Here is a 23,759-nt window from a genome sequence, read left to right as displayed (position 1 = left end):
ATTTTTTAGTATCAACTAAGTTTTGAAATTTGAACGCCACACACTTTATACTCATACGTTTTGGTGACTTTATCAAACGCTCCATTGGTTAGTACGTTGGTTGGGGAATCAAAATAGTGCAGGGTCATAAAGACCATACCCACGGGCACACGTTCCGTAATTATAATTTTAGTTTTCAGCTCACCGCGACGGGAGGATACCTGAACGACTTCACCCTCTTTGAGTTTGAGTCGTTTAGCATCTGTCGGGTTAATCTCTGCCAACTCTTCAGGCGAATAGTTTTCCAGAGATGGAGAGTGTTGAGTGAAAACGTTATAATGGGAAAGTTTACGCCCCGTACTGAGTAAGAACGGATACTTTTCATCCGGCAATTCAGCAGGAAGCTGATTATCGATCGCCACAAATTGCCCTAGACCCCGGTTGAATTTCCCTTCATGTAAGAACTTAGTTCCGGGATGTTCAGCATGAGGTACCGGCCACTGAAGTCCCTGAGTTCCTAAACGTTGATGGGTAATTCCTGCAAATATAGGGGTAAGCTTGGCAATTTCCTGCATGACTTCTTCCGAAGATTGATACTCGAAGGGATAACCCATACGAGTTGCAAGTTCACAAATGATCTCCCCATCTGTCTTCGCATTCCCGATCGGTTTAATGGCTTGATTGACCATTTGCACCCGCCGCTCAGTATTTGAGAATGTGCCAGTCTTCTCAGCATAACTAGCCCCTGGTAAGACAACATCGGCCAATTTAGCTGTTTCGGACAAGAAGATTTCTTGGACAACAAGGAAATCAAGAGCCTTAAGGCCTTTGCGCACATGGTTCGCATCAGCATCTGTAATAACAGGATCTTCTCCCAAAACATACAAAGCCCGTAAATCCTTACTAACGGCGGCTTCAAACATATCTGGAATCATAAAACCAGGATTTGGGTCAAGCGGAACTCCCCAAGCGGCTTCAAATTTTGCCTGTACTTCAGGGTTGGCGACCTTTTGGTAGCCGGGATAGACGTCGGGCAATGCTCCCATATCACAGGCACCCTGAACATTATTTTGCCCACGCATTGGATTAACACCCGAGCTCTCCTTACCGATGTTACCTGTAAGCATGGCTAAGTTCGCCAAACTCATGACGTTATCTGTACCACAGGTATGCTCCGTAATCCCTAAGGTATAAAAAATCTGTGCTGTTTCCGCGGTTGCGTAAAGTTTAGCGGCTTCTACTAGCTGCTCTACAGGAACTCCCGTTACTTGACTAACGACTTCTGGAGTATATTTTTGAACGGTTTCTTTAACTTTTTCATACCCTTCTGTCCGTGCTTCGATAAACGCACGGTCTTCCCAGCCGTTGGCAATAATAATGTTCATAATTCCGTTGATTAGTGCGATATCCGTACCCGGACGAAGCCTTAACCAAACATCCGAACGTTCAGCCAGATCAATGCGGCGAGGATCGACTACAATCAGCTTGGCACCCTTAGCGAGCGCTTGCTTCATTTTTGTCCCAATCACAGGATGAGCCTCAGTCGCGTTGGAACCAATCACAAACATAACCTTTGTATTCGGAATTTCATTAATGGAGTTAGTCATCGCTCCGGAACCAAATGAAGTGGCCAGACCGGCCACAGTGGGAGCGTGTCAGGTCCTTGCGCAGTGATCGATATTGTTGGTACCGATGACCGCGCGCATGAATTTTTGCATGAGATAATTTTCTTCGTTCGTACAATGGGCAGAACTTAGGGCCGCAATAGAGTTAGGACCATAGGTCTTCTTGATCTCACCTAACTTCGTGGCGATTAAATCTAAAGCCTCATCCCAGTCTGCTGGAACTAATACTCCATCTTTCCTGATCAGAGGAGTGGTCACACGATTGTCACTATAAATCATGTCCATCCCAAAGCGACCTTTGACACATAAAGCCTTGCCATTGACAGGTGCATCCGGATTCGAGGTCACCCCAATGACTTTCCCGTCTTTAACATTCAGGTCAAAGTTACATCCTACCCCACAAAACGGGCAAGTCGTCTGAACTTTAGATACTTCCCATGGACGTCCCTTGCCGACCATTTGCTTTTCTACTAAGGCTCCTACTGGACAAACCGAGACACAGGATCCGCAGAAATCACAATCGGATTCGTGATAGGGCAAATTAAAGGCTGGACCCACTTGGGTATTAAACCCTCGATGTGAAAAGTCTAAAATGCTTTTGCCCTGAATTTCAGTACACGCTTTGATGCATTTTCCACACATGATACATTTGTTGGGATCCCTTAAGATGAAGGGATTTCCACTGTCAATCGGGAGATTACGTTTTTCTCCTTGATAAATTTCACCAGTTACACCATATTCATAGGCATACTCAGCTAAAGAGCAATCCCCCATTTTCTGACAGGTCATGCAATCTAACGGATGATTAGCGACCAATAGTTCCAAGATCGTTTTACGTGCATTGCGAACTTTGGGATTTTGAGTTTCTACTTTCATGCCTTGGGCTGCCTGAGTCACACAAGACGGGGGAAGATTGCGCATCCCTTCGATTTGAACGACACACAAACGGCATGCGCCCGCAGAGGTAAGCTCCGGGGCATGACACAAGGTTGGAATAGGAATATTATTCATACGACAGGCATCAAGTACGGTCGTCCCTTTAGGTACGCTGACTTCACGACCATCAATTGTTATTGTAAGCCACTCCAAAGTGTTTCAACTCCTCTCAGTTTGTCCATTCTGGATAGTTTTTGGGACCCTTATTGACTAAGCTCTACTAACTGCACCAAACTTGCATTTTTCCAGACAAGTTCCGCATTTGATACAAGCCTCTTCATTAATCACATACGGGGTATTGGTCTTCTTATCCCCTGTAATACAGTTAGCCGGACAGTTTTTAGCACAGAGACTACACATTTTGCATTTCTCCACATCAATGGTATAACTCAGCAAGGCTGTACAGTTATGCGCCGGACACTTATGATCTCGAATATGAGCCTCATACTCATGCCTAAAGTATTTTAGAGTTGCAAGAATGGGGCTTGGTGCAAATTGACCCAGTCCACACAGGGAGGTTTCCTTAATGGTTAGGGCAAGATTTTCTAAGGTGTCAAGATCTTCCTCTTTACCCTCACCTTTGGTGATTCTATCGAGAATCTCATACATCCGCGTAGTTCCCTCTCGACAGGGGGTGCATTTCCCACACGATTCTTTCTTGGAAAAGTTTAAGAAGTATCGCGCTATATCCACCATGCAAGTGGTTTCATCCATAATGACAAGTCCCCCAGAGCCAACCATAGCCCCAGCTTGCGTCAAGGTATCATAATCGACAGCAAGATCAAGCATACTCTCAGGCAAACATCCACCTGAGGGACCTCCAATTTGAACTGCCTTAAAGGCTTTTCCGTTCTGAATTCCATCCCCAATGTCAAAAATGATCTCCCTAAGAGTCGTGCCCATAGGAACTTCTACTAAGCCTGTATTATTGACTTTGCCGGTCAAAGCAAAAATCTTAGTGCCTTTACTTTTCTCCGTCCCAAATTGGCCATACCACTCTGCCCCATTGCGCAAAATGTGAGGAATATTGGACCAGGTTTCAACGTTATTGATATTGGTGGGTTTTCCCCATAGCCCACTAACAGCTGGGAAAGGTGGCCGAACTCTTGGCATACCGCGTTTACCTTCGATGGAAGCCATCAAAGCTGTTTCTTCCCCGCAGACAAAAGCTCCAGCTCCAGCAAATACTTTCAGATGAAAATTAAAGCCCGAGTTTAGAATATTATCTCCTAAATAACCAGCTTCTTGTGCTTGCTTAATCGCAATTTCCAAATGTTTGATAGCCAATGGATATTCTGCACGACAGTATACATACCCTTCGTCCGCCCCAATGGCATACGCTCCGATAAGCATACCCTCAATGACCGAATGTGGATCTCCCTCAAGGACACTGCGATCCATGAAGGCTCCTGGATCTCCTTCGTCTGCATTACAAATAATATACTTTTTGTCACTAGGCGTTTGACGGCAGAAACCCCACTTCATTCCTGTTGGGAATCCAGCGCCACCACGACCACGAAGTCCTGATTTCTTGACTTCCTCGAGTACCTCTTCGGGTGACATTTCTTTTAGCGCCTTTTGGATGCCTTTATAGCCATCCCGTGCAGTATAGTCTCCAATCTTCTTGGGATCAATCACACCACAATTTTGAAGAACAATTCGATGTTGCTTAGCGAAAAATCGAATATCTGAAAGTGAACTGACAGGCTTTTGAGTTACTTGATCAAGAAGCAGAAGACGTTCTACACGTTCACCGTTTATAATATCTTGAGCAACAATTTCCGCGACATCTTCTGCGGCAACTCGAGTATATAAGATATGCTGTGGTTCAATAACGAGCGTCGGCCCTTTTTCACAAAATCCTTGACACCCAGTACCAACGACGCTTACGGTTCCTTCAAGTCCTTGCCGCTTGATCTCCTCTTTCAAGATATCGATGATCGGAAGTGCTCCCGAAGAGGCACATCCTGTCCCTGCACAAACTAGAATTCGTTGGTTTTCAGCCATCCCTTTATCCCCCTACTCGTATTTAGCAAATATCCCGGCAATGCTCTCCGGTACTAATCGTCCATGAACCTCATTATTAATCGATATTACTGGCGCAAGACCACACGCTCCAATGCAAGCTACGATTTCCAAAGTAAACCGCCCATCGTCCGTTGTAGCGCCATCTTTAATCTTAAGTTCTTTTTCAATAGTTTCCAGTACCTTGGCCCCTCCACGAACATGACAAGCCGTTCCTAAACAAACATTGATTAGATTTCTCCCTACAGGTGTAAGACGGAACTGAGCGTAAAACGTGACCACACCGTATATCCTTGCCAATGGGATACGAATCGCCTTACTAATGTGTTTAAGCACATGAGCTGGCAAATAGCCATACACCCCTTGGGCTCCTTGTAAAATTGGGATAAGCGGTCCATTCTCATGTCGATACTTTTCGATGATTTCATCAAGCTGAATTTGCTTTGGATCCACTAACTCTTCACACGCGGTGCTCAAATAAATCCCCCCTATTGAATTCCTATCATTCTAAAATCATAAACTCTTTTTTCCGTGATTAACATGTTCATTTTGGCATCATGTTGGTCCACGGGTACATGTGAAATAACCTGACATTCGAAACCAAGAGCGACCCTAGGTGTCAAGGGATTTAACAACATAAAAAAGCGATCGTAATAACCGCCCCCATACCCTAACCGATTCCCTTGTTGATCAAAACCCGCCCCAGGCACGATGATTAAATCGATTACTGATGGCTCTACCTGTTCATTAGAAAGTTTGGGTTCACGAATTCCCCAAGCCCCCGGTTCAAGCTCCATAGCTAGATCGTGTACTTCAAGTGGAAGAAGTATTCCCTGGGGAGCGCAACGAGGTAATATAAGCCGTTTTTTACAGGCAATCGTTTCCTCAGCTAAGTCAGTTGTTTCAACTTCATCGCGAAAATTAAGAAATAACATGACTACTTGAGCTGTTTGGAATTCAGGTAAATTTCTAAGTCTTTGCTGGATCACCGAACTATAACTTTTTCTCTCTTTCTCCCCCAAAGCGGCCCGCTGTTTTAAACACGATTTGCGTACTTCACTTTTTGTATTCCGTTTTTCCTCATTCATGTTAGAGCTACCCTTTCGGTAAAATCTCGTACGTTTAAAATTATTCGATCAAAAAAGGCAAATTCCTTCCGCAAAGATATATTTAATTAAATATTTAGTAATTTTTTAATGTTAGAAACCCTTTTTTATTTTCAAAATATAGATCAAAAATTAGTCATCTCCAAACATACTATCTAGATGATTCAATATTACCTCTTACCTTGGTGTAGTTCAACCCACAAGATTATCCACATTTTAAAACAGGCAATTCCGCCTTGTACCAATGTTATCCACATTATCCACAGGTCCTGTGGATAATAATATCCTAAATGTGCGAATTAGGGGTAAAACTCCAAAGCCGCACCCCTGACTTATCTACAGACTTATCCCCATTATCCACAGCTCTACCTTATCCACAGAACATATGCTTCCATGTGCACGTTGGGGACGGTTCTCGACTTGCATTCTCGACTTGCACTCTCGACTTGCACTCGTCTTGCATTTCAGCGATAACTGAAGAACAAAAACGCCGCCCCAATGAAGCTTCCTGTTCCTTTTTGAGGTGTAAAAACAGATAAAATACCCATGACCTTGATAATTATCCTTTGGTCATGGGTATTTTGTGAGTCCGTCATGATTGGCAATGTTATTATCCGTTCGCCAGTTCTTCTATGCGTTTGTTGATGCCGTCCTTACAGATACCGCCATGATAGCAGATTACAGTTTCAATATCATATTGCGTTAGCTTTTTTAAGGATTCCATACTTAACTTTGTATCAAAATTAGAAACGTAATCAGCAATCGTAAACAGGAGAGCCCAATTTACGTCAAGTTTAGCCCCGGAACTGCGTTAAGGGTCCAAGGTGCGAAGTCTCCCGCTAAATAATGATAATACCCTGCTGTCGCGATCATGGCTCCGTTATCCGTACATAAGATGGGGGGTGGATACACCAACCTTACGCTCTGCTTGCCCAACGTTTCGGACAACGTTTGGCGTAACAAACTATTAGCGGCTACACCACCGGCAAGAAGCAGGGTCTTGACTCTGGTTCTTTTGATGGCCAGCATGGTTTTTCGGACTAATACATCCACTACTGCTTGCTGGAAGGAGGCAGCAATATCCGGAACACTAAGTGTTTCTCCCCTCATTCGGGCAGAATTTAAGGTATTTAAAACCGCGGATTTCATACCACTGAAACTGAAATCCAAACTATCCGGTTCTAACATAGCTCGAGGGAACTTAAAGGCTTGCGCATCCCCTTCTTGAGCGATTCTCTGAATCTGAGGACCTCCTGGATAACCTAATCCTAAAGTTCTCGCGACTTTATCTAAAGCTTCTCCAGCCGCATCATCTCGCGTGCGCCCCAAAATCTTGTACTGCCCGTGTGCTTCGAAGAAAATCAGATGTGTATGCCCTCCAGAGACCAACAGGGCTAGGAGGGGGAACTCGATGTCCTGATGCGGCAAAAAATTGGCATAGATATGCGCTTCTAAGTGATTAATGCCTATTAGCGGAACTCCAGCGGCATAGGCCATGGCCTTGGCTCCTGAAACCCCGACCAATAAGGATCCGACCAATCCAGGGCCATAGGTCACCGCAATAGCTGACAAATCCTTAAACGTCATCATAGCCTCATCTAAGGCTTGCTGGACAACGGGTTGAAGATGTAGACTGTGCTCGCGCGAAGCAATTTCCGGTACAACTCCGCCATACTTTTGATGCGTCATGATTTGGGATGAAATGACATGACTGCGTAATTCGGTCCCGTTGACTAAAACGGCCGCCGAAGTCTCATCGCAACTCGTCTCAACCCCTAAAATTATCACTTCATGGTTTGACTTCTCCATCACGTCACATTCACTTCCCTTCGCAATTCCGCCCACATAATCCAGGCATCCTCCCCACTATCTGCATAATACCCTTTACGAACTCCTGCCGTGGTGAAGCCTAAGCGACTATATAAGGACTGGGCAGGGCTGTTTGAAGCACGGACTTCTAGAGTCATTCGTTCCATACCCGCATCCACCATTTTCTTCATCACATTACGCATGAGAAACTCCCCCCAATGTTGCCCTCGGTAGCTTGGAGTAATGGCGATATTCGTAATATGCCCTTCATCAAGGATGAACCAGAGTCCCATGTACCCGATCGTCTGACCGTCCAACTCTAAACAATAATAGCGCGCATACTCATTATCGATAAGCTCTGCTTTAAAAGCTTGCATGGACCAAGGGGTAGCAAACGAGTCGCGCTCGATCTCTAGGATGACTTGGAGATCATTGATCTTCATGGGACGTACAATCCCATTATTCATGCCCCTCGCTCCTTCGCGCTTCCTCTTTCTTTGCCCAATTAACCTCTGCTTCAGAAAAGCGGATGTAGTACGGTTCTACCCGTTCCCCTACGCCCGTTTCTTGCCAACGTTGCCAAACTGCTTGAACGGCATACGCACCCCTGGGTAGATTAATATAGTCCGGTAAAATCAAGGCTCGCTCGCCTAACACTTCCTCGATTTGAACCTTAGCTTTAGCAATTGCATCTCCAACGAAGCAAATTGGACGGTCCAATACCCTCAATTGTTCTAGCCATTGATCTTTAGGCAACGCTTGAGGGGGTGTTAAACACTCAGCCTTCTCTTCGCCGCGCGTCCAGCGATAACGTGCCGTATACCATTCATTTTTGCGCGCATCTAAAAGGGGAACAATGTCTTCCGTTCTCCCTAAGCCCGCCCAGGCCAGAGTATCGAGGGACACAACGGCAATCAGCGGAAGCTTTAACACTTGGGCAAGGCCCTGTGCTGTAGCGATTCCGATCCGTATTCCAGTAAACGAACCCGGTCCACGTACTACACCGATCATATCCAATTCCTGTAGTGACCAATCTGCAGCAGTTAGCAATTGATCAAGCATCGGAATGATACGCTCTGAGTGCGTTCTTGAGGTATGTAAAAATCCTTCTCCGACCAGCCGCCCGTCTTCAGCCAAGGCTACTGCCGTTACTTTTGTCGTCGTATCAATCGTTAAGTATTTCATTGGATCCTTCGAACCTCTCCTAAAATATTCAGGTCCTTTAAGCGCAGCTCCCAATCATGCTCCCGTGCGCGAAAGATAATTTCGCGGGGAGCTTCGCCACTACCAATAATTTGAATGTCTAATCGACTTTCTGGTAAAAGATCCTCCGCTATTTCGGGCCATTCAATCAGACAGACAGCATCCTCTACAAACGCATCTTCCACCCCGATCACTTCCACTTCTTCTGGACGCTGTAAACGATATAGATCCATGTGAATCAAACGGATCTCAGTCTCTGTCTGGGTCTCGATCCCCATCCCCGAATTTAGAATTCGTCCGATATACTCTTGTTGAAAGGTGAACGTTGGACTAGTCATGGAACCCTTGACTCCTAAAGACTCGCCAACTCCTTGAGCAAACGCCGTTTTACCTGCACCCAAATCTCCGCTCAAAGCTACGACATCTCCTCCCCGCAAACGCGCTCCTAGCTGTTTCCCCCACTCCCGAGTTTGCTCTACTGTAGCACTCTTAACTCTATAGTCCATAATGATTGATTAAGAAAACTTGGACAAACCTTAACCGTTTCCTTTCATAAGAGTTTTTTTCTTCTCCAAGTTTTGATTAATTAAAACCTAATTTAGTTTGACCTAACTCTAAACTCAAAATAAGCTTTCAGAACTAACACTTGATATAGGCAGAATCCCAATACGAACTTCGAAACTTAAACCTCGGACCTTAATTTAGTGTTACCTAGAACCAAACTCATTATAAGTTTTCTCAGATCTCATCCAGTCGCCGAATGTCGCTATCCGGTATCTGCTCTTAGAAATTCGAATTTCGTGCTTCGTGCATCGAACCTCGCAACAGCTATGCGCTCTCCGAAAGGGGTGTTAAGTTAGTTCTGCCAAAAACATTCGTACCCCAAACTCCCAGTATAATCAAAGTAATCCCGATAGCATGGATCCAGCCAAACTGCTCTCCTCGAAAAAACACTCCAGAAAAAACCGACACAACCGTAATAAGATTTAAAATCGGTGCGGTTTGAGAAACGGGCAAGGCAGCAAACATATAATTGGAAAGGAAAAATGCCAGCACTGACGAAATCGCACTTAGGTAGAAAATTGCCCATAGCACACTCGTCAATTGAAGTGGTTTTAGATAAGACACTAAATCCCCTTGGAGTGCACTTTGTCCAACACCTAATACATTAAAGATCACTGTTCCGGACCACATCATGACAAAGGTGATCTCCAAGGGATTAAAACTCGCTGAGGAATGTCTTGATAAAATACCGTAGGCTCCCGCAGCCAGCACCGCTACGAGAAGCGCCAGAATTCCCCAGAGATGCTCTCCAAACTGAAGGGTCCCTTGCACTGACACAATGATCATCACGCCCACGACAGAGGCACCGATCGAAAGGACTTGCTTAGTATTGAGTTTCTCTTTTAGAAAAATCGCGGCCATGGTTGCGATGGAAACTGGGACCAAAGCGATAACCATACCGGCTTCAGAAGCCGAAGTCCACTTAACACCCCAAGTTTCTCCAATGAAATAAAGACCCGGTTGAAAAAGAGCCAGTAGGAGTAAGGATGAGATCGGTTTTCCTTTAAGTTCAATCCGAATTAGACCCGTCAATTTCAACAAGCTCAATAATAGAGCTGCAGCCCCGAAGCGAAAGCCCAATAGTTGGAGCGGAAAGGTATGATCGAGAGTCTCCTTGGTAAATAAAAAGGAAAATCCCCAAATTATGGCCATTCCGATACCCGCAACAATTGGGAGTCCAGGAGAGGGTTTAGAACTCATGACTTAATCACCCTCCCTTGGTTCAGGGTTCACAATCTTACCGTCAATAATCACATAGAGCGGACGTGCGGTAATTATCAAGGGATGCTCACTCCAAATCACAATATCCGCATCTTTCCCAACTTCAAGTGACCCTATCCGATCAGACACACCTAAGATTTCGGCCGGATTAATCGTAATGGCGCGTAAAGCCTCCTCGATATCCATCCCCGCTTTGCACGCTAAAGCAGCACAAAGTGGAAGTTGTTCAATCGGTGTGACCGAGTGATCCGTCATAATCGCCACTTTCACCCCTGCTTTAGCCAAGATGCCAGGAGTTTTAAAGGACTTATCCTTAAGTTCCACTTTGGAACGGTTCGTCAACAACGGACCCACCACTGCCGGATAGCCAAGCTCTGCAAGTTCTTCGGCAATTTTATGACCTTCTGTACAATGTTCAATGACTAGATCAACCTTGAATTCTCGGGCAATACGAATGGCCGTCATAATATCATCCGCACGATGAGCATGCGCACGCAATGGAATTTCGCGGTTAATCACTTGGACCAGAGTTTCTAAGCCTAAATCTCGTTCCGGAAGTTTATCGGTATCTGTTTTGCCTTCTTCCAATTTATCTCGGTACACCTGCGCATCGACCAAGGCCTGACGCAGAAGGGCTGCTGTACCCATTCGAGTCATGGGCATCTTTTTTTGTTCGCCGTACACCATCTTGGGATTTTCACCAAAGGCCACTTTCAAACCAGCAGGATCGCGAACAATCATCTTATCCACGATTTTCCCAGCTGTCTTCATGACGACCCCCGTTCCTCCAATGACATTGGCACTGCCAGGCACCGTAAAAACGGCTGTCACACCCCCTAAACGAGCATCGCGAAAACCCTCATCTTCTGGGTTAATTCCATCAATCGCTCGCATGTCCGGAGTCACAGGATCCGTCATTTCGTTGAAGTCTTCCCCTTCCCACCGGTAAATCTCTTCTCCAATTCCTACGTGACAATGAGCATCAATCATGCCTGGCATAACAAGACAACCCATAGCATCAATTACAGTTGCATCTGCTGGAGCGTCGATCACCGAAGTTTCTTCAAGGGCCGTTATTTTTGTTCCCTCAATTAGAATATCCCCCATAAATTCTCGTCCGGTCATTGTTTTAATCTGACCGTTCTTGATAAAAAGCTTCTTCATTTCTTTGTTCACCTTTACTCCTCCAGTTTAATAAAAATATTCCACCTAAAACTAAACTCCCACCTATTAATTGTGTCACTTTAGGAAACTCTTCTAGGAAAACGGCTGCCATAAGAAACGTCATCGGTAACTCAAACGTACTGAGAATAGCCGCTTGATCTGCCCCTAATCGCTCAATTCCCAGCAGAATCATGTAAAACGGAATTATGGAGGCGACCGTCGCTAGTAAGATGCCAATTTTCCAAGTTTGAGCGTTCTGCCAAGGAATATTCATGACATCTCCCTTCATGACAAACAACAGGGCTATAGCACAAACCCATTGGGTAAAGCACATAGCCACTAAAGGGGATACCTTAGCTAAGACTAATTCCCCGACAATGTTAAAGGTAGCGTAGGCTATCGCAGAAGCCAAACCCAGAATGATCCCTACTAACGCGACTTCACTCACTCCCGAGAAAATTCCACTTGCCAGCGTGGTTCCTGACAAGGTTAAAAGAAAAGCTACCAGCTCTTGGCGGCCAACCTTTTTGTGCCAAATTATTACCCCCGCCGCTAAAACTAACGCCGGATAAAGATAAAGAAGTAAGATTGCCACAGAGACAGGAAGAAACATGAGCGCATACGCGTATAAGAGGCTGGTTCCAAAGGCGCCGACCAAGCCTTGTAAGGCTAGTAACCACAAAGTATGAAGTGGAACTATAAATACCTCTCGTTTAAAGAACACAGCATAGAGAAGTAGGAGGATCGACGCAATCCATGATTGCAGAGCAATCACCTGAATTGGGCCGAGCCCAAGCTGGAAAGCCCCCTTAACTAGTATGGACATTAAGGCGTAACCGGTTCCCGCCACAAGGACAGCTCCAACTCCCTGCAAACGCCTTTTTTTAACCTTCTGCACGTAAAATGACCCTCTTTTTCAAATCTTTTCTCTCACTTGGAAGGATTGTCTAACCCGCAATCCCCAAAAGCGCTAATAAACCCATTTGATCATTATATCAGACTATTGATATTATCACAGCTCGGGATTAAAAAGAATTCCAGTTACGACCAGTAACTAATTACATGGACAAGTTCTTTTACACAAATCAGAGTTACGTATATTGTCAGCGTAATGATATGTCCATCAAGAAAAATCAAATAGTATTTTTTGATGTTAAAAAGAGGAAACCTTTTTAAATGAACCGCTCATCAGCGATGCAACTGGTCCTTTTGGTAGTCATGGTCTTCGAGGGATTTAAAGTAAGCGGTGGCAATATTATGGACGAAGGCAACAGAGTATGGTGCTTTGCCAGATAAAAGTGATATTAAACGTTTCAGTTCATCATCCCCCTTGTCGGGTGAGCTTAATAGTAAAGCAGGTTCAATTTCCAGTGCTTTTGATATTTTAGAAATCAGCTCCAATGAGGGGGATTTTTGACCTCTTTCCAGATAACCGATATATGTACTACTTACATCGAGTTTTTCAGCAAGGAATTCCTGTGTGAAGCCTTTAGTTAGACGGTAGAACCGTATGTTTTTTCCTACAACTTTTCGGATACTTTCCATATTATCACCTCATTACCATTGTAAAGGTCAGAGTTCAACTCTTTCACATACTATAAGTTTGTAAAATATGTTGAAAACATATACTAATAGTCATATAATATATAATTGGGAGGAGAAAGATCGTGGTCGAATACATATTAGTAGTAGATGATAGGCGATACATTCGCAGGTTGTTTGCGGAGGTACTATCTAACGCAGGCTATGAATCTAAACAGGTGGGCAGTGGTGACGAATGTTTAGGGTATGCCTTATCTGAATACAAACCATCTCTTATTTTACTCGATAATAACATGCCTGATATCTGTGGCTTAGATGTATTACAATTGCTAAAGAAGGATGGGCTCGCTAAGGACATTCCTGTGATCATGGTTAGCGGAGAGGAGATAGAGGAACAAGCTAAGAAGCAAGGGGCACAAGATGTATTGATGAAACCATTTGATATTTACGAACTTATACATAAGGTTCGAATAGTTTTTGAATAAACCCGTACTTATATTGGAGGTGGCGCATGCGCTCAGGGAAAAGCAGCATAATAGATTCGTTCCAGATTCAAGAATTCTTTCTCGATAGTGTCGATAATGTTGCGCTTGAAAGTAAAAAAGTACTATCACTCAGCGAATTTTTGCAGACTTTAGCAATGGCACTTGCCGCAAAGAACATAGAGACTTGGGAACACTCAGTTCTGGTGACGACATACGCTGTCATGTTGGGCATTCAGTTAGGACTCTCTCAAGAAGAAATCGAACAACTCCGTATAGGTGCTTTGCTCCACGACATTGGTAAAATCGGAATCAGAGACGATATTTTGCTTAAACCATGGGCATTAACAGCCGATGAATATGTCAGGATTGAGAAACATCCCGAGATTGGCGCTCGAATATTAGAGCCTTCCCGAGCTTTACACTCTATTATTCCCATTGCCCTTCATCATCATGAACACTACAATGGAAAAGGTTATCCACAAGGGCTTCGAGGAGAAAAGATCCCACTTGCGGCACGAATTGTTTCCTTAGCTGATGCCTTCGAGGCCATGACATCCGGTAGGCTTTATCGAAGAGCTATGACCCTTGAGGTAGCTTTAGAGGAAATACAGCTACAATCAGGGAGACAGTTCGACCCTTACCTAGGACAAACTTTTGTCGAGATGATCAAGCAAGAGGTCTCTTTAAAACTCGGAGATAAATAATAGTTGTCTGTTTCTTACAGTGGAGATTTCTCCAAAATCGGTATTAAGCAAAACTCAATGTGCAAACTTGATTTGGGAGACGCTGATAGTTGTACACTGATTTATATGTAAAAAGAATAACCACGACTTATTAAGCCGTGGTTATTCTTTCTATAAAGTTTGAAACCATGACGCTCTTGTAGTTCTGATCAGATAGGCTTAATTGGGTTCGAACTATCTCGCATGGATAGACTCACACGTTCTCTTCCCTTATCTATCCCGATCACACGTACCTTGACAATATCCCCAACTGCGACGGCTTCCATGGGATGTTTGATGAACTTATCACACAACTGGGAAATATGAACCAACCCATCGTGCTTCACACCGATATCCACAAACGCTCCGAAATCCACAACATTGCGTACTGTCCCCTCTAAGACCATCCCTTCGCTAAGATCCTCCATACGTGTGACATCTCGCCGTAGTAACGGTCGAGGTAAATCTTCCCGTGGATCTCTACCGGGCCTTTGCAGAGCGTCTAAAATATCTCGAATCGTCGGAACCCCGGCATCAAATTCACTGGCCAACTCCTGAGCCTCTAATACAGCCAGTTTCTTGCGCACTTCAGCGAGCCTCGCTCGCAAATCCTCTGAAGTGTGCCCGATTTTTTTTAGGATATTTTCCGCTAGCTCATACGATTCCGGATGAACAGGTGTGTTTTCCAAAGGATTAACTCCATCCGGCAGGCGAATAAACCCCGCACACTGAATATACGTTTGGGCTCCCAGCCGTGGAATTTTCTTAAGCTGATCACGACGGCTAAATTTTCCATGTTCATCCCGCCAGGCTACAACGTTTTTGGCAACTGCTGACTTTAAACCTGCTACGTATTGGAGCAATGAAGCTGAGGCGGTGTTTAAATCAACTCCAACGACATTCACACAGGATTCCACGACTCCATGGAGGGACTCCTCTAAGCGTTTAGGCTGAACATCATGCTGATATTGTCCGACTCCTACAGCCTTCGGTTCGATCTTTACGAGTTCTGCTAGGGGATCTTGTAGCCTTCTGGCAATAGACACTGCACTCCGAAGGGAAAGATCGAAGTCTGGAAATTCATCACCTGCCAGTTTAGAGGCGGAGTACACAGATGCCCCGGCTTCACTCACCAAAATGAATTCTGCAGAAATCCCATCTTCCCGAATCATTTCTGCCACGACCTCTTCCGTTTCTCTAGAGGCGGTACCATTCCCAATGGCAATAAGATTTGCATCAAACTCCGCTATTGCCTTCCGTAATATCTCTTTAGCCTCTTGACGTTTCTTCTGTGGCGGATGTGGGTAAATAACTCCAACCTTCAAGAGCTTTCCTGTTTCATCTACAACCGCCCACTTACAGCCTGAAATAAACCCTGGATCAAGTCCAAGTACCATTTTCCCACGGACGGGTGGTTGAAGTAAAAGCTGGCGCAGATTAGCGGCAAATACTTTAATGGCTTGCTCTTCCGCTTGAGCAGACAGTTCAGCACGCACTTCCCGTTCGATCGAGGGTTCGATCAATCGTTTATAAGCATCAAGTGCCGCTTTTTGAACCCATGGCGCACACGGCCCCGTTTTGACATAGCGCAATTCAAGAAGTCTATGTAGGGTTTCTTGCGGAGCATCGATTTTGACAGAAAGAAATTCTTCCTTTTCTCCTCGATTAAGGGCTAGAACACGATGCGGGGGAATTTTTCGAACAGGCTCCCGGTAATCGTAATACATCTCAAAGGGTGACCGCTCCTTCGCTTTCTTCGCGATTGAGGCAGCAACGACATCCGCAATGCGAAAGGTTTCTTGTCTAATCCGTTTTCGAAGAGCTGCATCATCGGCAATCGTCTCGGCGATAATATCCATTGCACCGGCCAAAGCTTCGTCCGAGGAATTGACGTCTAATTCAGTATTCAGATATTTCTCTGCCTCTACTTGAGGATCTCCTCTGATATACTGCACTAACAACCATTCCGCCAACGGCTCGAGGCCCTTTTCCTTTGCAATCGTCGCCCGTGTACGGCGTTTTTGTTTATAGGGTCGGTAGAGATCTTCAACGTCCTGAAGAACAGTTGCAGACATTATTTGGGTAGACAGTTCTTCCGTAAGCTTACCCTGTTCGTCTATGAGTCGCATGACTTCTGTTTTCCGCTGATCCAAACGGCGTAAATAGTCTAACCGATCTACGATATCGCGCAGAACATTTTCATCCAATTCCCCTGTTACCTCCTTGCGGTAACGGGCAATAAAAGGGATGGTATTTCCCCCATCCAATAAATCAACGGCTTCTTTCACTTGGGATATCTTAAGTCCCAATTCTTGGGCAATGACTTGATTAAACTCCAAAGGTTAATACCTCCCTAGATCCTTATAGTAAGTCCTAAAAACACATTGAAGTTATTATACCATTTTTAGCGAACTGAACAAAATTATCCATTTAAATCATTTTTGAGTAGTTCCCTGACGGTTTTCTTCTACTGCAACTTTCCATTGTTCTCTCGCCCTATTAATAACTTTTGGTTCATCTTTGGCATTTTTATGCTCAATGGCCTTAGCGAAATAAGTAATGGCCTTCTTATATTGTCCTAAACGACGGCTAAGCTCACCTATCATATATAAAACGTCTATTTCTGACATTGAGGAACCCGCAAAATCAGAATGTACAAACGATTCTTCATATGCATTGAGCGCTAAACCCATAAAACGCATTTCTTGGTCAGTATTATTCTCTGTCCGGTAGAGCCAAGCCAAACGCAGACAAAGTCCTGCTAGAACAGCATTTTTTTCTTGCTTTAGAGAGCCTGCTAGAATTGCTAGTTTATAGGATTCTAACGCTTGATGAATATCCCTGACATGTCCGAAGTTTCTTTTAGTCCAATGACCCGTGATCTGAAAACGAATAATTTCCTTGGATCCTTTTGGAAATTGATCGGAAAACTCTTCAGAAAAGGCGAAACCACAGTCTGGACAAACATTAACATAATAAAAATGCGGATTGTAATTTCCGTCTCGAAAATGAGGGCAAAAATCACTGTCGACTTGATGAGGTATCGAAAAGCGCGAACGCACTCTCTGTGTCGTGAACGGCTTCCCGCAAAAAACACAAGTCAACTTCTTTTCATAAAATGGTTCTATTGGCTGCATGCGAGAGTCCCCCTAGTAATAATTTCATGTCTATGCATCTTATCACTTAAATAAAAAGCTATGGCATTCAAATAATTTAGACATCGTTACGTCATTCTGGTAAAAAAAAACCTACCTACCGAACCCTCAGCAGATAGACATCTAGAATGCACATTCTGCAACCCGGCTATCGTAATAGTACGAAGTACTACCCTTAGACCCGTGGCTTTGCGTCTCTACCTTTCGATAGATTTGCCTCTTATGATTATTAAAGAATTAATTTCTTACTTTTACTCATTCGACATAGAAAGTGGTATTCCTTCAATATAATTAGAAACTTACTAATTTCCACTAATTGTAAAATTTTCATTTCAACTCATTAAAATTGAATCTCCCATGTTCACAAGCATTATGTATTTGGTGAGCGCCGAACCTTCTTGTACAGGCAGATACCTTTTGCCTATTGGATAGAGTGTTCTATAAATGCCGTATCCAACTGCTTAAGATCCTTGTGTAACCATAGCACCGTGAGACCAGAGGAAGCTAAATCCGCCACCGGTCCCGCTAACCAAACACCTGTTAATCCCCAAAATTTGGGGAGAATTAAGATCATTGGAACCAAGAATATCAATTGCCTCGATAAACTTAAGAATAAGGATTTTCTAGGTTTGCCCGTTGCTTGAAAGTAATTCACCGCCATCACTTGAAAGCCGATCACCGGAAGCATTATTAAAAAAATACGTAGCCCATTTGACCCAATACGAATGAGTTCAGTATCCTTACTAAAAAGCGCCATTAGCGCAACAGGGAATAATTCGACCAGAATAAAGCCGAAAACCATCACACCAGTGGCACCCATTATGGATAGCCTTAGTGTCTGCTTAACTCGATCATATCTCCTCGCACCGTAATTGTACCCTAGAATCGGCTGAGCTCCTTGTCCTATTCCAAAAACCGGCATAAATATAAGCATTGCAATACTATTTATTACACCCATTGCAGCAATTGACAAATCTCCACCGTAATTAACCAATGCTTTATTTAAAAGCACAGTCACGACACTGCCCACTATTTGCATGGAAAATGGAGAAACCCCAATTGCCAAAATATCTCTAACAAAAGCCCATTTGAGTTTAAGGTTTCGAACGTGGAGTTTAAGTAATGCCCGTTTTCCGAGGAAGTATGATAACACCCAAACTGCAGTAATAAATTGAGAAATAACCGTAGCAAGAGCCGATCCGGCAACGCCAAGGTGTAATACAAAGATAAAAATCGGATTGAGTATTGTGTTTAAAACTGCTCCCAGAATCATGGTATACATAGCAACCTTGGGATTTCCTTCTGCACGAATAAAATTGTTCATGCCAAAACCAATGGTCTGGAAAACGGCGCCCCACAAGAGAACTGTTAGATATTCCTTAGCGTAAGGGAGAACGTCACTACTCGCTCCGAAAAGGAGCAAAAGTGGATCCATAAAGGCAAATCCTAAAAGAGTAATTATTAAGGAAATTGCCAATAGTAAGACAAACGCGTTACCCACAATCTGCTCTGCTTCTTCTTTTTTCTGTTGTCCTAACCGGATAGAGATTACTGCTGTTGCACCAATTCCAATTAACATTCCAAAAGCCATAATGGCTAGCGTAAAAGGAAAGCTGATTGCAGTCCCTGAAAGCGCCAATGCGCCTACACCTTGACCGACGAAAATCCGATCCACAATATTATAAAGACCATTAACTAACATACCGATAATGGCTGGTATGGAGAATTTAAGCAGAAGCTTTCCTACCTTTTCCTCCCCAAGTTGTTGTGAACGGTTCATAGAATCTCCTTCACTGTTTCTTCTAATGTGCATAGTTATTATACCAGAATCTCATCATTTATACAGTTCTGGATAGGAAAAGGTATAACCACAACTTTAAGTCGTGATTATACCTCCTAGTAGCACTCACTTTAAGTAAGCCCTTAAGTGTTCATCCAATCGTGAGACTACCCCTTCTAACAAGGGGTAGTGGTCTCACGTACTCTGCACTCGCATCTGCAATCAAATTGTGCCTAGTCCTTTCAGTCCACCTTTTAATAGAAACCGCTGAATTCGCCGAACTGCTTCCTGTAGGACGCTTTCATCTTGAACCATAGCTATTCTCACATATCCTTCACCGTGTTCTCCAAAGGCCAGTCCAGGCACAACAATCACGCCTGCCTCACGAGCAAGTTCCCTCGCAAAAGCAACTGAATCTTGTTTAGTAGGAACAGGTGCCCAAATAAACATCGAACCTTGGGGAATCGGTATGTTCCAACCGGCTTGGCTACAGCCTTCAATCAAAATATCCCGCCGTCTTTGATAGGCATTTCGGTTCTCTTCGATAGAGTCCTGCACAGAACTGAGGGCAAAGGCACCCGCCTTTAAGACTGGACCAAACACACCATAATCAATATTTGATTTAAGTTGAGCGAGAGTTCCTATCACATCAGCATTTCCAACCACAAACCCTAGTCTGGCCCCGGCTAAATTATAGGTTTTAGAGACAGAATGAAATTCGATACCAACCTCTTTCGCCCCTTGAGCTTGCAGAAAGCTTACAGGTCGATATCCTTCAAAGGCTAATTCAGAATAAGCAACATCATGACAGATAAGAAGATCATACTTCCTCGCAAACTCTACAACCTCTTCAAAGAATGAAAGACTAGCCACCGCTGCAGTAGGGTTATTCGGGTAATTTAAGAGCATTAGTTTTGCCTTACGGGCTATGTTTGGATCAATCTTGCGAAGATCTGGTAAAAAGCCATTTTCCTTTAAGAGTGGGAACGCCACTTTTTCTCCGCCGGCAAGGATCAGCCCGGCCGTATAAATCGGATAACCGGGATCGGGAATTAAGGCCAAATCGCCAGGATTAATATAAGCTAAGAAAATATGCGCAAGCCCATCCTGGGAACCCATTAGAGGCAGCACCTCAGTTTCAGAATTGAGTGCCACTCCAAATCGTTCTAAATACCACGCTGCACAAGCCTTGCGGAATTCTTCGGTTCCTCGAGTCAAGGTGTACCCATATTGGGTTTCATCAAAGACAGCCTGACTCAAAACCTGGCGGATTTCCATGGCTGGGGCTCGGTCTGGACTGCCAATGCTTAGATTAATTAATGCTTTGCCCTCTTTTTCTAGTTCTCTTTTCAAATTATCCATTTCTGTAAAAACCGATGCTCCTAAACCCTCAAGACGTTTCGCTGGTGATAGCATTACTACACTCCGTTCCTTTTCTTCTAGTGTTTCGCTGACCAATTTACTAAAAAACATAACATTGATACTGATTATTTTTTAATCACTTCGGGTTCAGCATATTTTTCCCCCAGTGTGTCAACCGTTACGCTTTTCATAACCTGTTCTTTCAGGGGTTTATCCGCTTTGTCCCTCAGACTATTGACAATTTTATCGACAGCCTCCATACCGCTAATCACCTTGCCGAAGGCTGCATAGTCTTTATCTAAGTCCGGGACAGTAGCAGTCATAATAAAAAATTGAGAGCCCGCCGAATTACGATCCTGTTGAGTTCTACCCATGGAGATTACGCCACGTTCATGCTTCAGATTATTGGTAAAACCGTTGTTTGTAAACTCTCCCTTAATGCTATATCCTGGTCCACCAGTACCATTTCCGTTGGGATCCCCGCCTTGAATCATAAACTTAGGAATTACTCGATGAAAGATCAACCCATTATAAAACCCCTTTTGCGCTAGAGATATAAAATTTCTCACAGTATTGGGGGCAACATTAGGGTAAAGCTCCACTTTTATCTGTTCCCCACTTGCCATGGTAATCGTGACAATAGGATTGTTTTTGACAATCGGTGTTTCTACTTGACTCTGTGTTTGGCTTTGTGTATTATCCTTATTCGTCGGTTGTGAACTGCTAGTGTTAGGGGTCTGTGATCCGCACCCGATGGTCGTTAAGATCATCACTAACGTTAAAAATAATAACCCAAGTTTAAACTTCTTCATGATTTGCTCCCTCCAATAATCCTCTTACCACAAGATTTTCTTTAACTAATTTGAGTCTTACGATTACCCAAAACATTATACCATTTTTCTTAATCTAACTCATAAGTAATTCATGTGCAAGTTATGGGCAAGGTGGGGACGAGTCTTGACTTGCACAGGGCTTGTCCATGACTCGAACAGAACGTTCGAGATTAGAGTGCCGCCATGGATGGCAAGGAGCGACACACCTCAGGTATTACCATGAAGGTATGTCGCTCCTTGCCTCGTAATCAAGCGTGGTAGCGATGGCGCCGTGGGTGAGTGGAGCAACATCACACCCTCCGCAACTTCACGCCCTCCTAATCTAAATTCTTTTTAAACTTCTTGGCGGCGATTCCCACCAAGATAATAGCAAACGCACATAAAATGAGCGTGTCCTGCCAAAGATACTCCATCCCCACCCCTTTGAGGAAGATTCCCCGCACGATATTAAGAAAATATGTTAACGGAAATAGGCCCCCTAAAATCTTTAATGGGATCGGCATCGTTTCCCTAGGAAAGATAAAACCCGACAATAGGATCGAGGGCAAGATCAAGATGAAGGTCATTTGCATGGCCTGAAGTTGAGTCTTAGCAACACTGGAAATCAAGAGCCCGATGGCAAGAATAGTAAATAGAAAGATGGTGGATAAGAACACTAGCAGTGGGATACTACCTGCTGGCATAACTCCAAACCAGAATATTCCCGTTGCCAAAATCAAGGTCAGAGAAACAAATCCGATCAACACGAACGGAAGAAGCTTACCCATCAGCAACTCAAGTGAACGAATAGGAGTCACGACTACTTGCTCCATGGTACCGCGTTCTTTTTCTCTCACAATCGAGAACGAAGTTAACATAGCTATCACATTCTGTAGGATTAGACCGATCAAAGCCGGAATATTAAAGACCATCGACTTCATGTCTGGGTTGTACCAGACTCTGGTCTCGATATTAAGCGGCATGTTGGTACCTGCTGCTGCACCACGAGCTGCAAGTCGTACCCCCTGAATCTCCAGAGATTTATTAAGTCCCAGCATCTGAACCGCGGACATAGCCGCCCGAGCAATTGTAGGATCTGATCCATCCACTAAAACTTGTACGTCACCCTGACCATTATCCCTTTGTAGTTCTTTGCCAAAATCAGGCGGGATAATGACTGCCACCCGAGCCTTACCGCTATCTAGGTAGCCTTCGATCTGATGATATCCTTGGACATATTCATCGGGATCTAAATATTGAGTGTTTCGGATTGAGGTTATAAAATCTCGACTATCAGCAGTCTGAGATTGATCCCAAACAACGGTAGAAAGGTGGTCTACATCCGTATTGACGGCATAACCAAACAGGAGGAGCATTCCAATCGGCATTGCAATAGCCATGATTAAACTGGCGCGGTCTCGTCGGATATGAATGAATTCCTTTCTTAAGACTGCCAAAAATCGCACCCAAGAAAATCCCCCCATTAGCCTCGTCCTCCTTTCTTGCGGACGAAATTGCGAGGATCATCCGAGGCTTCATGTTCGACATAATAGATGAAGAGATCATCTAAATTATCTTTAGCCTCTTTTTTCTTCATATCGTCAGGCGAACCAAAGGCGATTAACCGCCCGTAAAAAACAAAACCCAAATAGTCACAGGTGGCCGCTTCATCCATGTAGTGGGTACTGATAAGAACCGTCATTCCTTCTTTAGCTAATTGGTGGATCAAATCCAAGAAAATACGCCGCGAAACTGGATCTACCCCTGCCGTCGGTTCATCAAGAATGAGCAGTTGGGGATCATGCAGTAGCGCGCAAGCTAAAGCCACTCTTTGCTTCCAACCACCCGAGAGGGAAGAAACTAACTGAGCGGTTCGCTCACCCAAGCCGATCCGTTCAATGACCCGATTCTTCTGTTCTTGAGCTTTTTTCCCATAGAGACTATATACCCCGGCATAAAAGTCAAGATTCTCACGTACGGTTAGATCTTCGTAGAGGCTAAACTTCTGGGACATATAGCCAATTCGTTGTTTGATTTCCTCTGGCTGAGTCAACACGTCATAACCCAGCACCGTAGCCTGACCCTCAGTCGGCACCAAAACTCCACATAGCATGCGGATGAGCGTGGTTTTTCCGGCACCATTTGGCCCCACAAAGCCCATAATGGCTCCAGTTGGAAGTTGGAAACTTACGCCTTGAACTGCTGTATACGAGCCAAACCGTTTGAGCAAACCCTGGCAATCAATCGCTAAACTCATTCTGCCTCACTC

21 protein-coding genes and 1 riboswitch are annotated in these 23,759 nt (G+C 44.2%); of the genes, 2 read left to right on the top strand and 19 right to left on the bottom strand.

The features are described from left to right. Nucleotides 1-11: 11 nt before the first annotated feature. The 12 genes from fdhF to UF75_RS01990 all read right to left on the bottom strand — a co-directional run bounded on the left by fdhF (nucleotide 12) and on the right by UF75_RS01990 (nucleotide 13,177). Nucleotides 12-2,693 carry a formate dehydrogenase subunit alpha gene (gene fdhF, locus UF75_RS26735; protein ID WP_082074970.1) on the bottom strand — a complete coding sequence of 894 codons (2,682 nt, stop codon included), beginning with the start codon at nucleotides 2,691-2,693 and terminating at the stop codon, nucleotides 12-14. 57 nt (nucleotides 2,694-2,750) lie between these two features. Then, complete coding sequence (gene nuoF, locus UF75_RS02040) at nucleotides 2,751-4,547, bottom strand: NADH-quinone oxidoreductase subunit NuoF (protein ID WP_045572936.1); 1,797 nt, start codon at nucleotides 4,545-4,547, stop codon at nucleotides 2,751-2,753. Between the two features lie 12 nt (nucleotides 4,548-4,559). Next, nucleotides 4,560-5,042: an NADH-quinone oxidoreductase subunit NuoE gene (nuoE, locus tag UF75_RS02035; protein WP_045572935.1), complete on the bottom strand. Its 483-nt coding sequence runs from the start codon at nucleotides 5,040-5,042 to the stop codon at nucleotides 4,560-4,562. An 11-nt stretch (nucleotides 5,043-5,053) separates the two neighbouring features. After that, nucleotides 5,054-5,653, bottom strand: a complete 600-nt coding sequence (locus UF75_RS02030; RefSeq protein WP_045572934.1) for a 5-formyltetrahydrofolate cyclo-ligase — start codon at nucleotides 5,651-5,653, stop codon at nucleotides 5,054-5,056. Between the two features lie 801 nt (nucleotides 5,654-6,454). After that, nucleotides 6,455-7,480: a tRNA (adenosine(37)-N6)-threonylcarbamoyltransferase complex transferase subunit TsaD gene (gene tsaD, locus UF75_RS02025; RefSeq protein WP_045572933.1), complete on the bottom strand. Its 1,026-nt coding sequence runs from the start codon at nucleotides 7,478-7,480 to the stop codon at nucleotides 6,455-6,457. Next, the gene (rimI, locus tag UF75_RS02020) at nucleotides 7,480-7,947 is read right to left on the bottom strand and encodes a ribosomal protein S18-alanine N-acetyltransferase (protein WP_045572932.1); all 468 of its coding nucleotides are present in this window, start codon (nucleotides 7,945-7,947) and stop codon (nucleotides 7,480-7,482) included. Before rimI ends, tsaD begins: the two co-directional genes overlap by 1 nt. Then, the gene (tsaB, locus tag UF75_RS02015; protein ID WP_045572931.1) at nucleotides 7,940-8,665 is read right to left on the bottom strand and encodes a tRNA (adenosine(37)-N6)-threonylcarbamoyltransferase complex dimerization subunit type 1 TsaB; all 726 of its coding nucleotides are present in this window, start codon (nucleotides 8,663-8,665) and stop codon (nucleotides 7,940-7,942) included. The genes rimI and tsaB overlap by 8 nt, the downstream gene beginning before the upstream one ends. Next, nucleotides 8,662-9,189, bottom strand: coding sequence for a tRNA (adenosine(37)-N6)-threonylcarbamoyltransferase complex ATPase subunit type 1 TsaE (tsaE, locus tag UF75_RS02010; protein WP_045572930.1), 528 nt, complete (start codon nucleotides 9,187-9,189; stop codon nucleotides 8,662-8,664). Before tsaE ends, tsaB begins: the two co-directional genes overlap by 4 nt. 322 nt (nucleotides 9,190-9,511) lie before the next feature. Then, nucleotides 9,512-10,447: an EamA family transporter gene (locus tag UF75_RS02005; RefSeq protein ID WP_045572929.1), complete on the bottom strand. Its 936-nt coding sequence runs from the start codon at nucleotides 10,445-10,447 to the stop codon at nucleotides 9,512-9,514. Between the two features lie 3 nt (nucleotides 10,448-10,450). Further along, entirely contained in the window at nucleotides 10,451-11,632 is a 1,182-nt protein-coding gene (locus UF75_RS02000; protein ID WP_045572986.1) for an amidohydrolase, read from the bottom strand. Next, the gene (locus UF75_RS01995) at nucleotides 11,598-12,530 is read right to left on the bottom strand and encodes a DMT family transporter (RefSeq protein ID WP_045572928.1); all 933 of its coding nucleotides are present in this window, start codon (nucleotides 12,528-12,530) and stop codon (nucleotides 11,598-11,600) included. Before UF75_RS01995 ends, UF75_RS02000 begins: the two co-directional genes overlap by 35 nt. Nucleotides 12,531-12,820: 290 nt before the next feature. Beyond that, nucleotides 12,821-13,177, bottom strand: a complete 357-nt coding sequence (locus UF75_RS01990) for a helix-turn-helix transcriptional regulator (RefSeq protein ID WP_045572927.1) — start codon at nucleotides 13,175-13,177, stop codon at nucleotides 12,821-12,823. Nucleotides 13,178-13,299: 122 nt separating this feature from the next. Here UF75_RS01990 and UF75_RS01985 point away from each other — a divergent pair, with 122 nt between their 5' ends. Then, nucleotides 13,300-13,659: a response regulator gene (locus UF75_RS01985; RefSeq protein WP_045572926.1), complete on the top strand. Its 360-nt coding sequence runs from the start codon at nucleotides 13,300-13,302 to the stop codon at nucleotides 13,657-13,659. Between the two features lie 26 nt (nucleotides 13,660-13,685). Beyond that, a complete protein-coding gene (locus UF75_RS01980; RefSeq protein WP_082074969.1) occupies nucleotides 13,686-14,363 on the top strand; it encodes an HD-GYP domain-containing protein in 678 nt (225 codons plus the stop codon). Nucleotides 14,364-14,551: 188 nt separating this feature from the next. Here UF75_RS01980 and UF75_RS01975 read toward each other — a convergent pair whose 3' ends face one another. The 7 genes from UF75_RS01975 to UF75_RS01945 all read right to left on the bottom strand — a co-directional run bounded on the left by UF75_RS01975 (nucleotide 14,552) and on the right by UF75_RS01945 (nucleotide 23,747). Next, on the bottom strand, nucleotides 14,552-16,720 hold the full coding sequence (locus tag UF75_RS01975; RefSeq protein WP_045572925.1) for a Tex family protein: 2,169 nt from the start codon (nucleotides 16,718-16,720) through the stop codon (nucleotides 14,552-14,554). Nucleotides 16,721-16,816: 96 nt separating this feature from the next. Then, entirely contained in the window at nucleotides 16,817-17,518 is a 702-nt protein-coding gene (locus UF75_RS01970; protein ID WP_045572924.1) for a DUF2225 domain-containing protein, read from the bottom strand. A 153-nt stretch (nucleotides 17,519-17,671) separates the two neighbouring features. Further along, nucleotides 17,672-17,764, bottom strand: a riboswitch (cyclic di-GMP riboswitch). Nucleotides 17,765-17,957: 193 nt separating this feature from the next. Next, the gene (locus tag UF75_RS01965; RefSeq protein WP_045572923.1) at nucleotides 17,958-19,316 is read right to left on the bottom strand and encodes an MATE family efflux transporter; all 1,359 of its coding nucleotides are present in this window, start codon (nucleotides 19,314-19,316) and stop codon (nucleotides 17,958-17,960) included. Nucleotides 19,317-19,538: 222 nt separating this feature from the next. Then, the gene (locus tag UF75_RS01960) at nucleotides 19,539-20,732 is read right to left on the bottom strand and encodes an aminotransferase class I/II-fold pyridoxal phosphate-dependent enzyme (RefSeq protein ID WP_045572922.1); all 1,194 of its coding nucleotides are present in this window, start codon (nucleotides 20,730-20,732) and stop codon (nucleotides 19,539-19,541) included. Between the two features lie 71 nt (nucleotides 20,733-20,803). Next, nucleotides 20,804-21,490 (bottom strand): peptidylprolyl isomerase, encoded by a 687-nt coding sequence (locus UF75_RS01955; RefSeq protein ID WP_045572921.1) that lies wholly within the window; start codon nucleotides 21,488-21,490, stop codon nucleotides 20,804-20,806. A 338-nt stretch (nucleotides 21,491-21,828) separates the two neighbouring features. Further along, nucleotides 21,829-22,974: an ABC transporter permease gene (locus tag UF75_RS01950; RefSeq protein WP_045572920.1), complete on the bottom strand. Its 1,146-nt coding sequence runs from the start codon at nucleotides 22,972-22,974 to the stop codon at nucleotides 21,829-21,831. Further along, on the bottom strand, nucleotides 22,974-23,747 hold the full coding sequence (locus UF75_RS01945) for an ABC transporter ATP-binding protein (protein WP_045572919.1): 774 nt from the start codon (nucleotides 23,745-23,747) through the stop codon (nucleotides 22,974-22,976). Before UF75_RS01945 ends, UF75_RS01950 begins: the two co-directional genes overlap by 1 nt. Nucleotides 23,748-23,759: the final 12 nt, after the last annotated feature.

This window comes from Desulfosporosinus sp. I2, from assembly GCF_000960765.1.
Lineage (GTDB): Bacteria > Bacillota > Desulfitobacteriia > Desulfitobacteriales > Desulfitobacteriaceae > Desulfosporosinus.
This window is presented reverse-complemented; position numbering and strand designations above follow the sequence as displayed.

Excerpts from the sequence above, each read along its gene's own strand:
- tsaD (WP_045572933.1), bottom strand. The coding sequence starts at position 7,480 with ATGGAGAAGTCAAACCATGAAGTGATAATTTTAGGGGTTGAGACGAGT.
- UF75_RS01990 (WP_045572927.1), bottom strand. The coding sequence starts at position 13,177 with ATGGAAAGTATCCGAAAAGTTGTAGGAAAAAACATACGGTTCTACCGT.
- tsaB (WP_045572931.1), bottom strand. The coding sequence starts at position 8,665 with ATGAAATACTTAACGATTGATACGACGACAAAAGTAACGGCAGTAGCC.
- tsaE (WP_045572930.1), bottom strand. The coding sequence starts at position 9,189 with ATGGACTATAGAGTTAAGAGTGCTACAGTAGAGCAAACTCGGGAGTGG.
- nuoF (WP_045572936.1), bottom strand. The coding sequence starts at position 4,547 with ATGGCTGAAAACCAACGAATTCTAGTTTGTGCAGGGACAGGATGTGCC.
- UF75_RS01970 (WP_045572924.1), bottom strand. The coding sequence starts at position 17,518 with ATGCAGCCAATAGAACCATTTTATGAAAAGAAGTTGACTTGTGTTTTT.
- UF75_RS01955 (WP_045572921.1), bottom strand. The coding sequence starts at position 21,490 with ATGAAGAAGTTTAAACTTGGGTTATTATTTTTAACGTTAGTGATGATC.
- UF75_RS01965 (WP_045572923.1), bottom strand. The coding sequence starts at position 19,316 with ATGAACCGTTCACAACAACTTGGGGAGGAAAAGGTAGGAAAGCTTCTG.
- UF75_RS01980 (WP_082074969.1), top strand. The coding sequence starts at position 13,686 with ATGCGCTCAGGGAAAAGCAGCATAATAGATTCGTTCCAGATTCAAGAA.
- UF75_RS01950 (WP_045572920.1), bottom strand. The coding sequence starts at position 22,974 with ATGGGGGGATTTTCTTGGGTGCGATTTTTGGCAGTCTTAAGAAAGGAA.
- UF75_RS02005 (WP_045572929.1), bottom strand. The coding sequence starts at position 10,447 with ATGAGTTCTAAACCCTCTCCTGGACTCCCAATTGTTGCGGGTATCGGA.
- rimI (WP_045572932.1), bottom strand. The coding sequence starts at position 7,947 with ATGAATAATGGGATTGTACGTCCCATGAAGATCAATGATCTCCAAGTC.
- UF75_RS01960 (WP_045572922.1), bottom strand. The coding sequence starts at position 20,732 with ATGCTATCACCAGCGAAACGTCTTGAGGGTTTAGGAGCATCGGTTTTT.
- UF75_RS02000 (WP_045572986.1), bottom strand. The coding sequence starts at position 11,632 with ATGAAGAAGCTTTTTATCAAGAACGGTCAGATTAAAACAATGACCGGA.
- UF75_RS01945 (WP_045572919.1), bottom strand. The coding sequence starts at position 23,747 with ATGAGTTTAGCGATTGATTGCCAGGGTTTGCTCAAACGGTTTGGCTCG.
- UF75_RS02030 (WP_045572934.1), bottom strand. The coding sequence starts at position 5,653 with ATGAATGAGGAAAAACGGAATACAAAAAGTGAAGTACGCAAATCGTGT.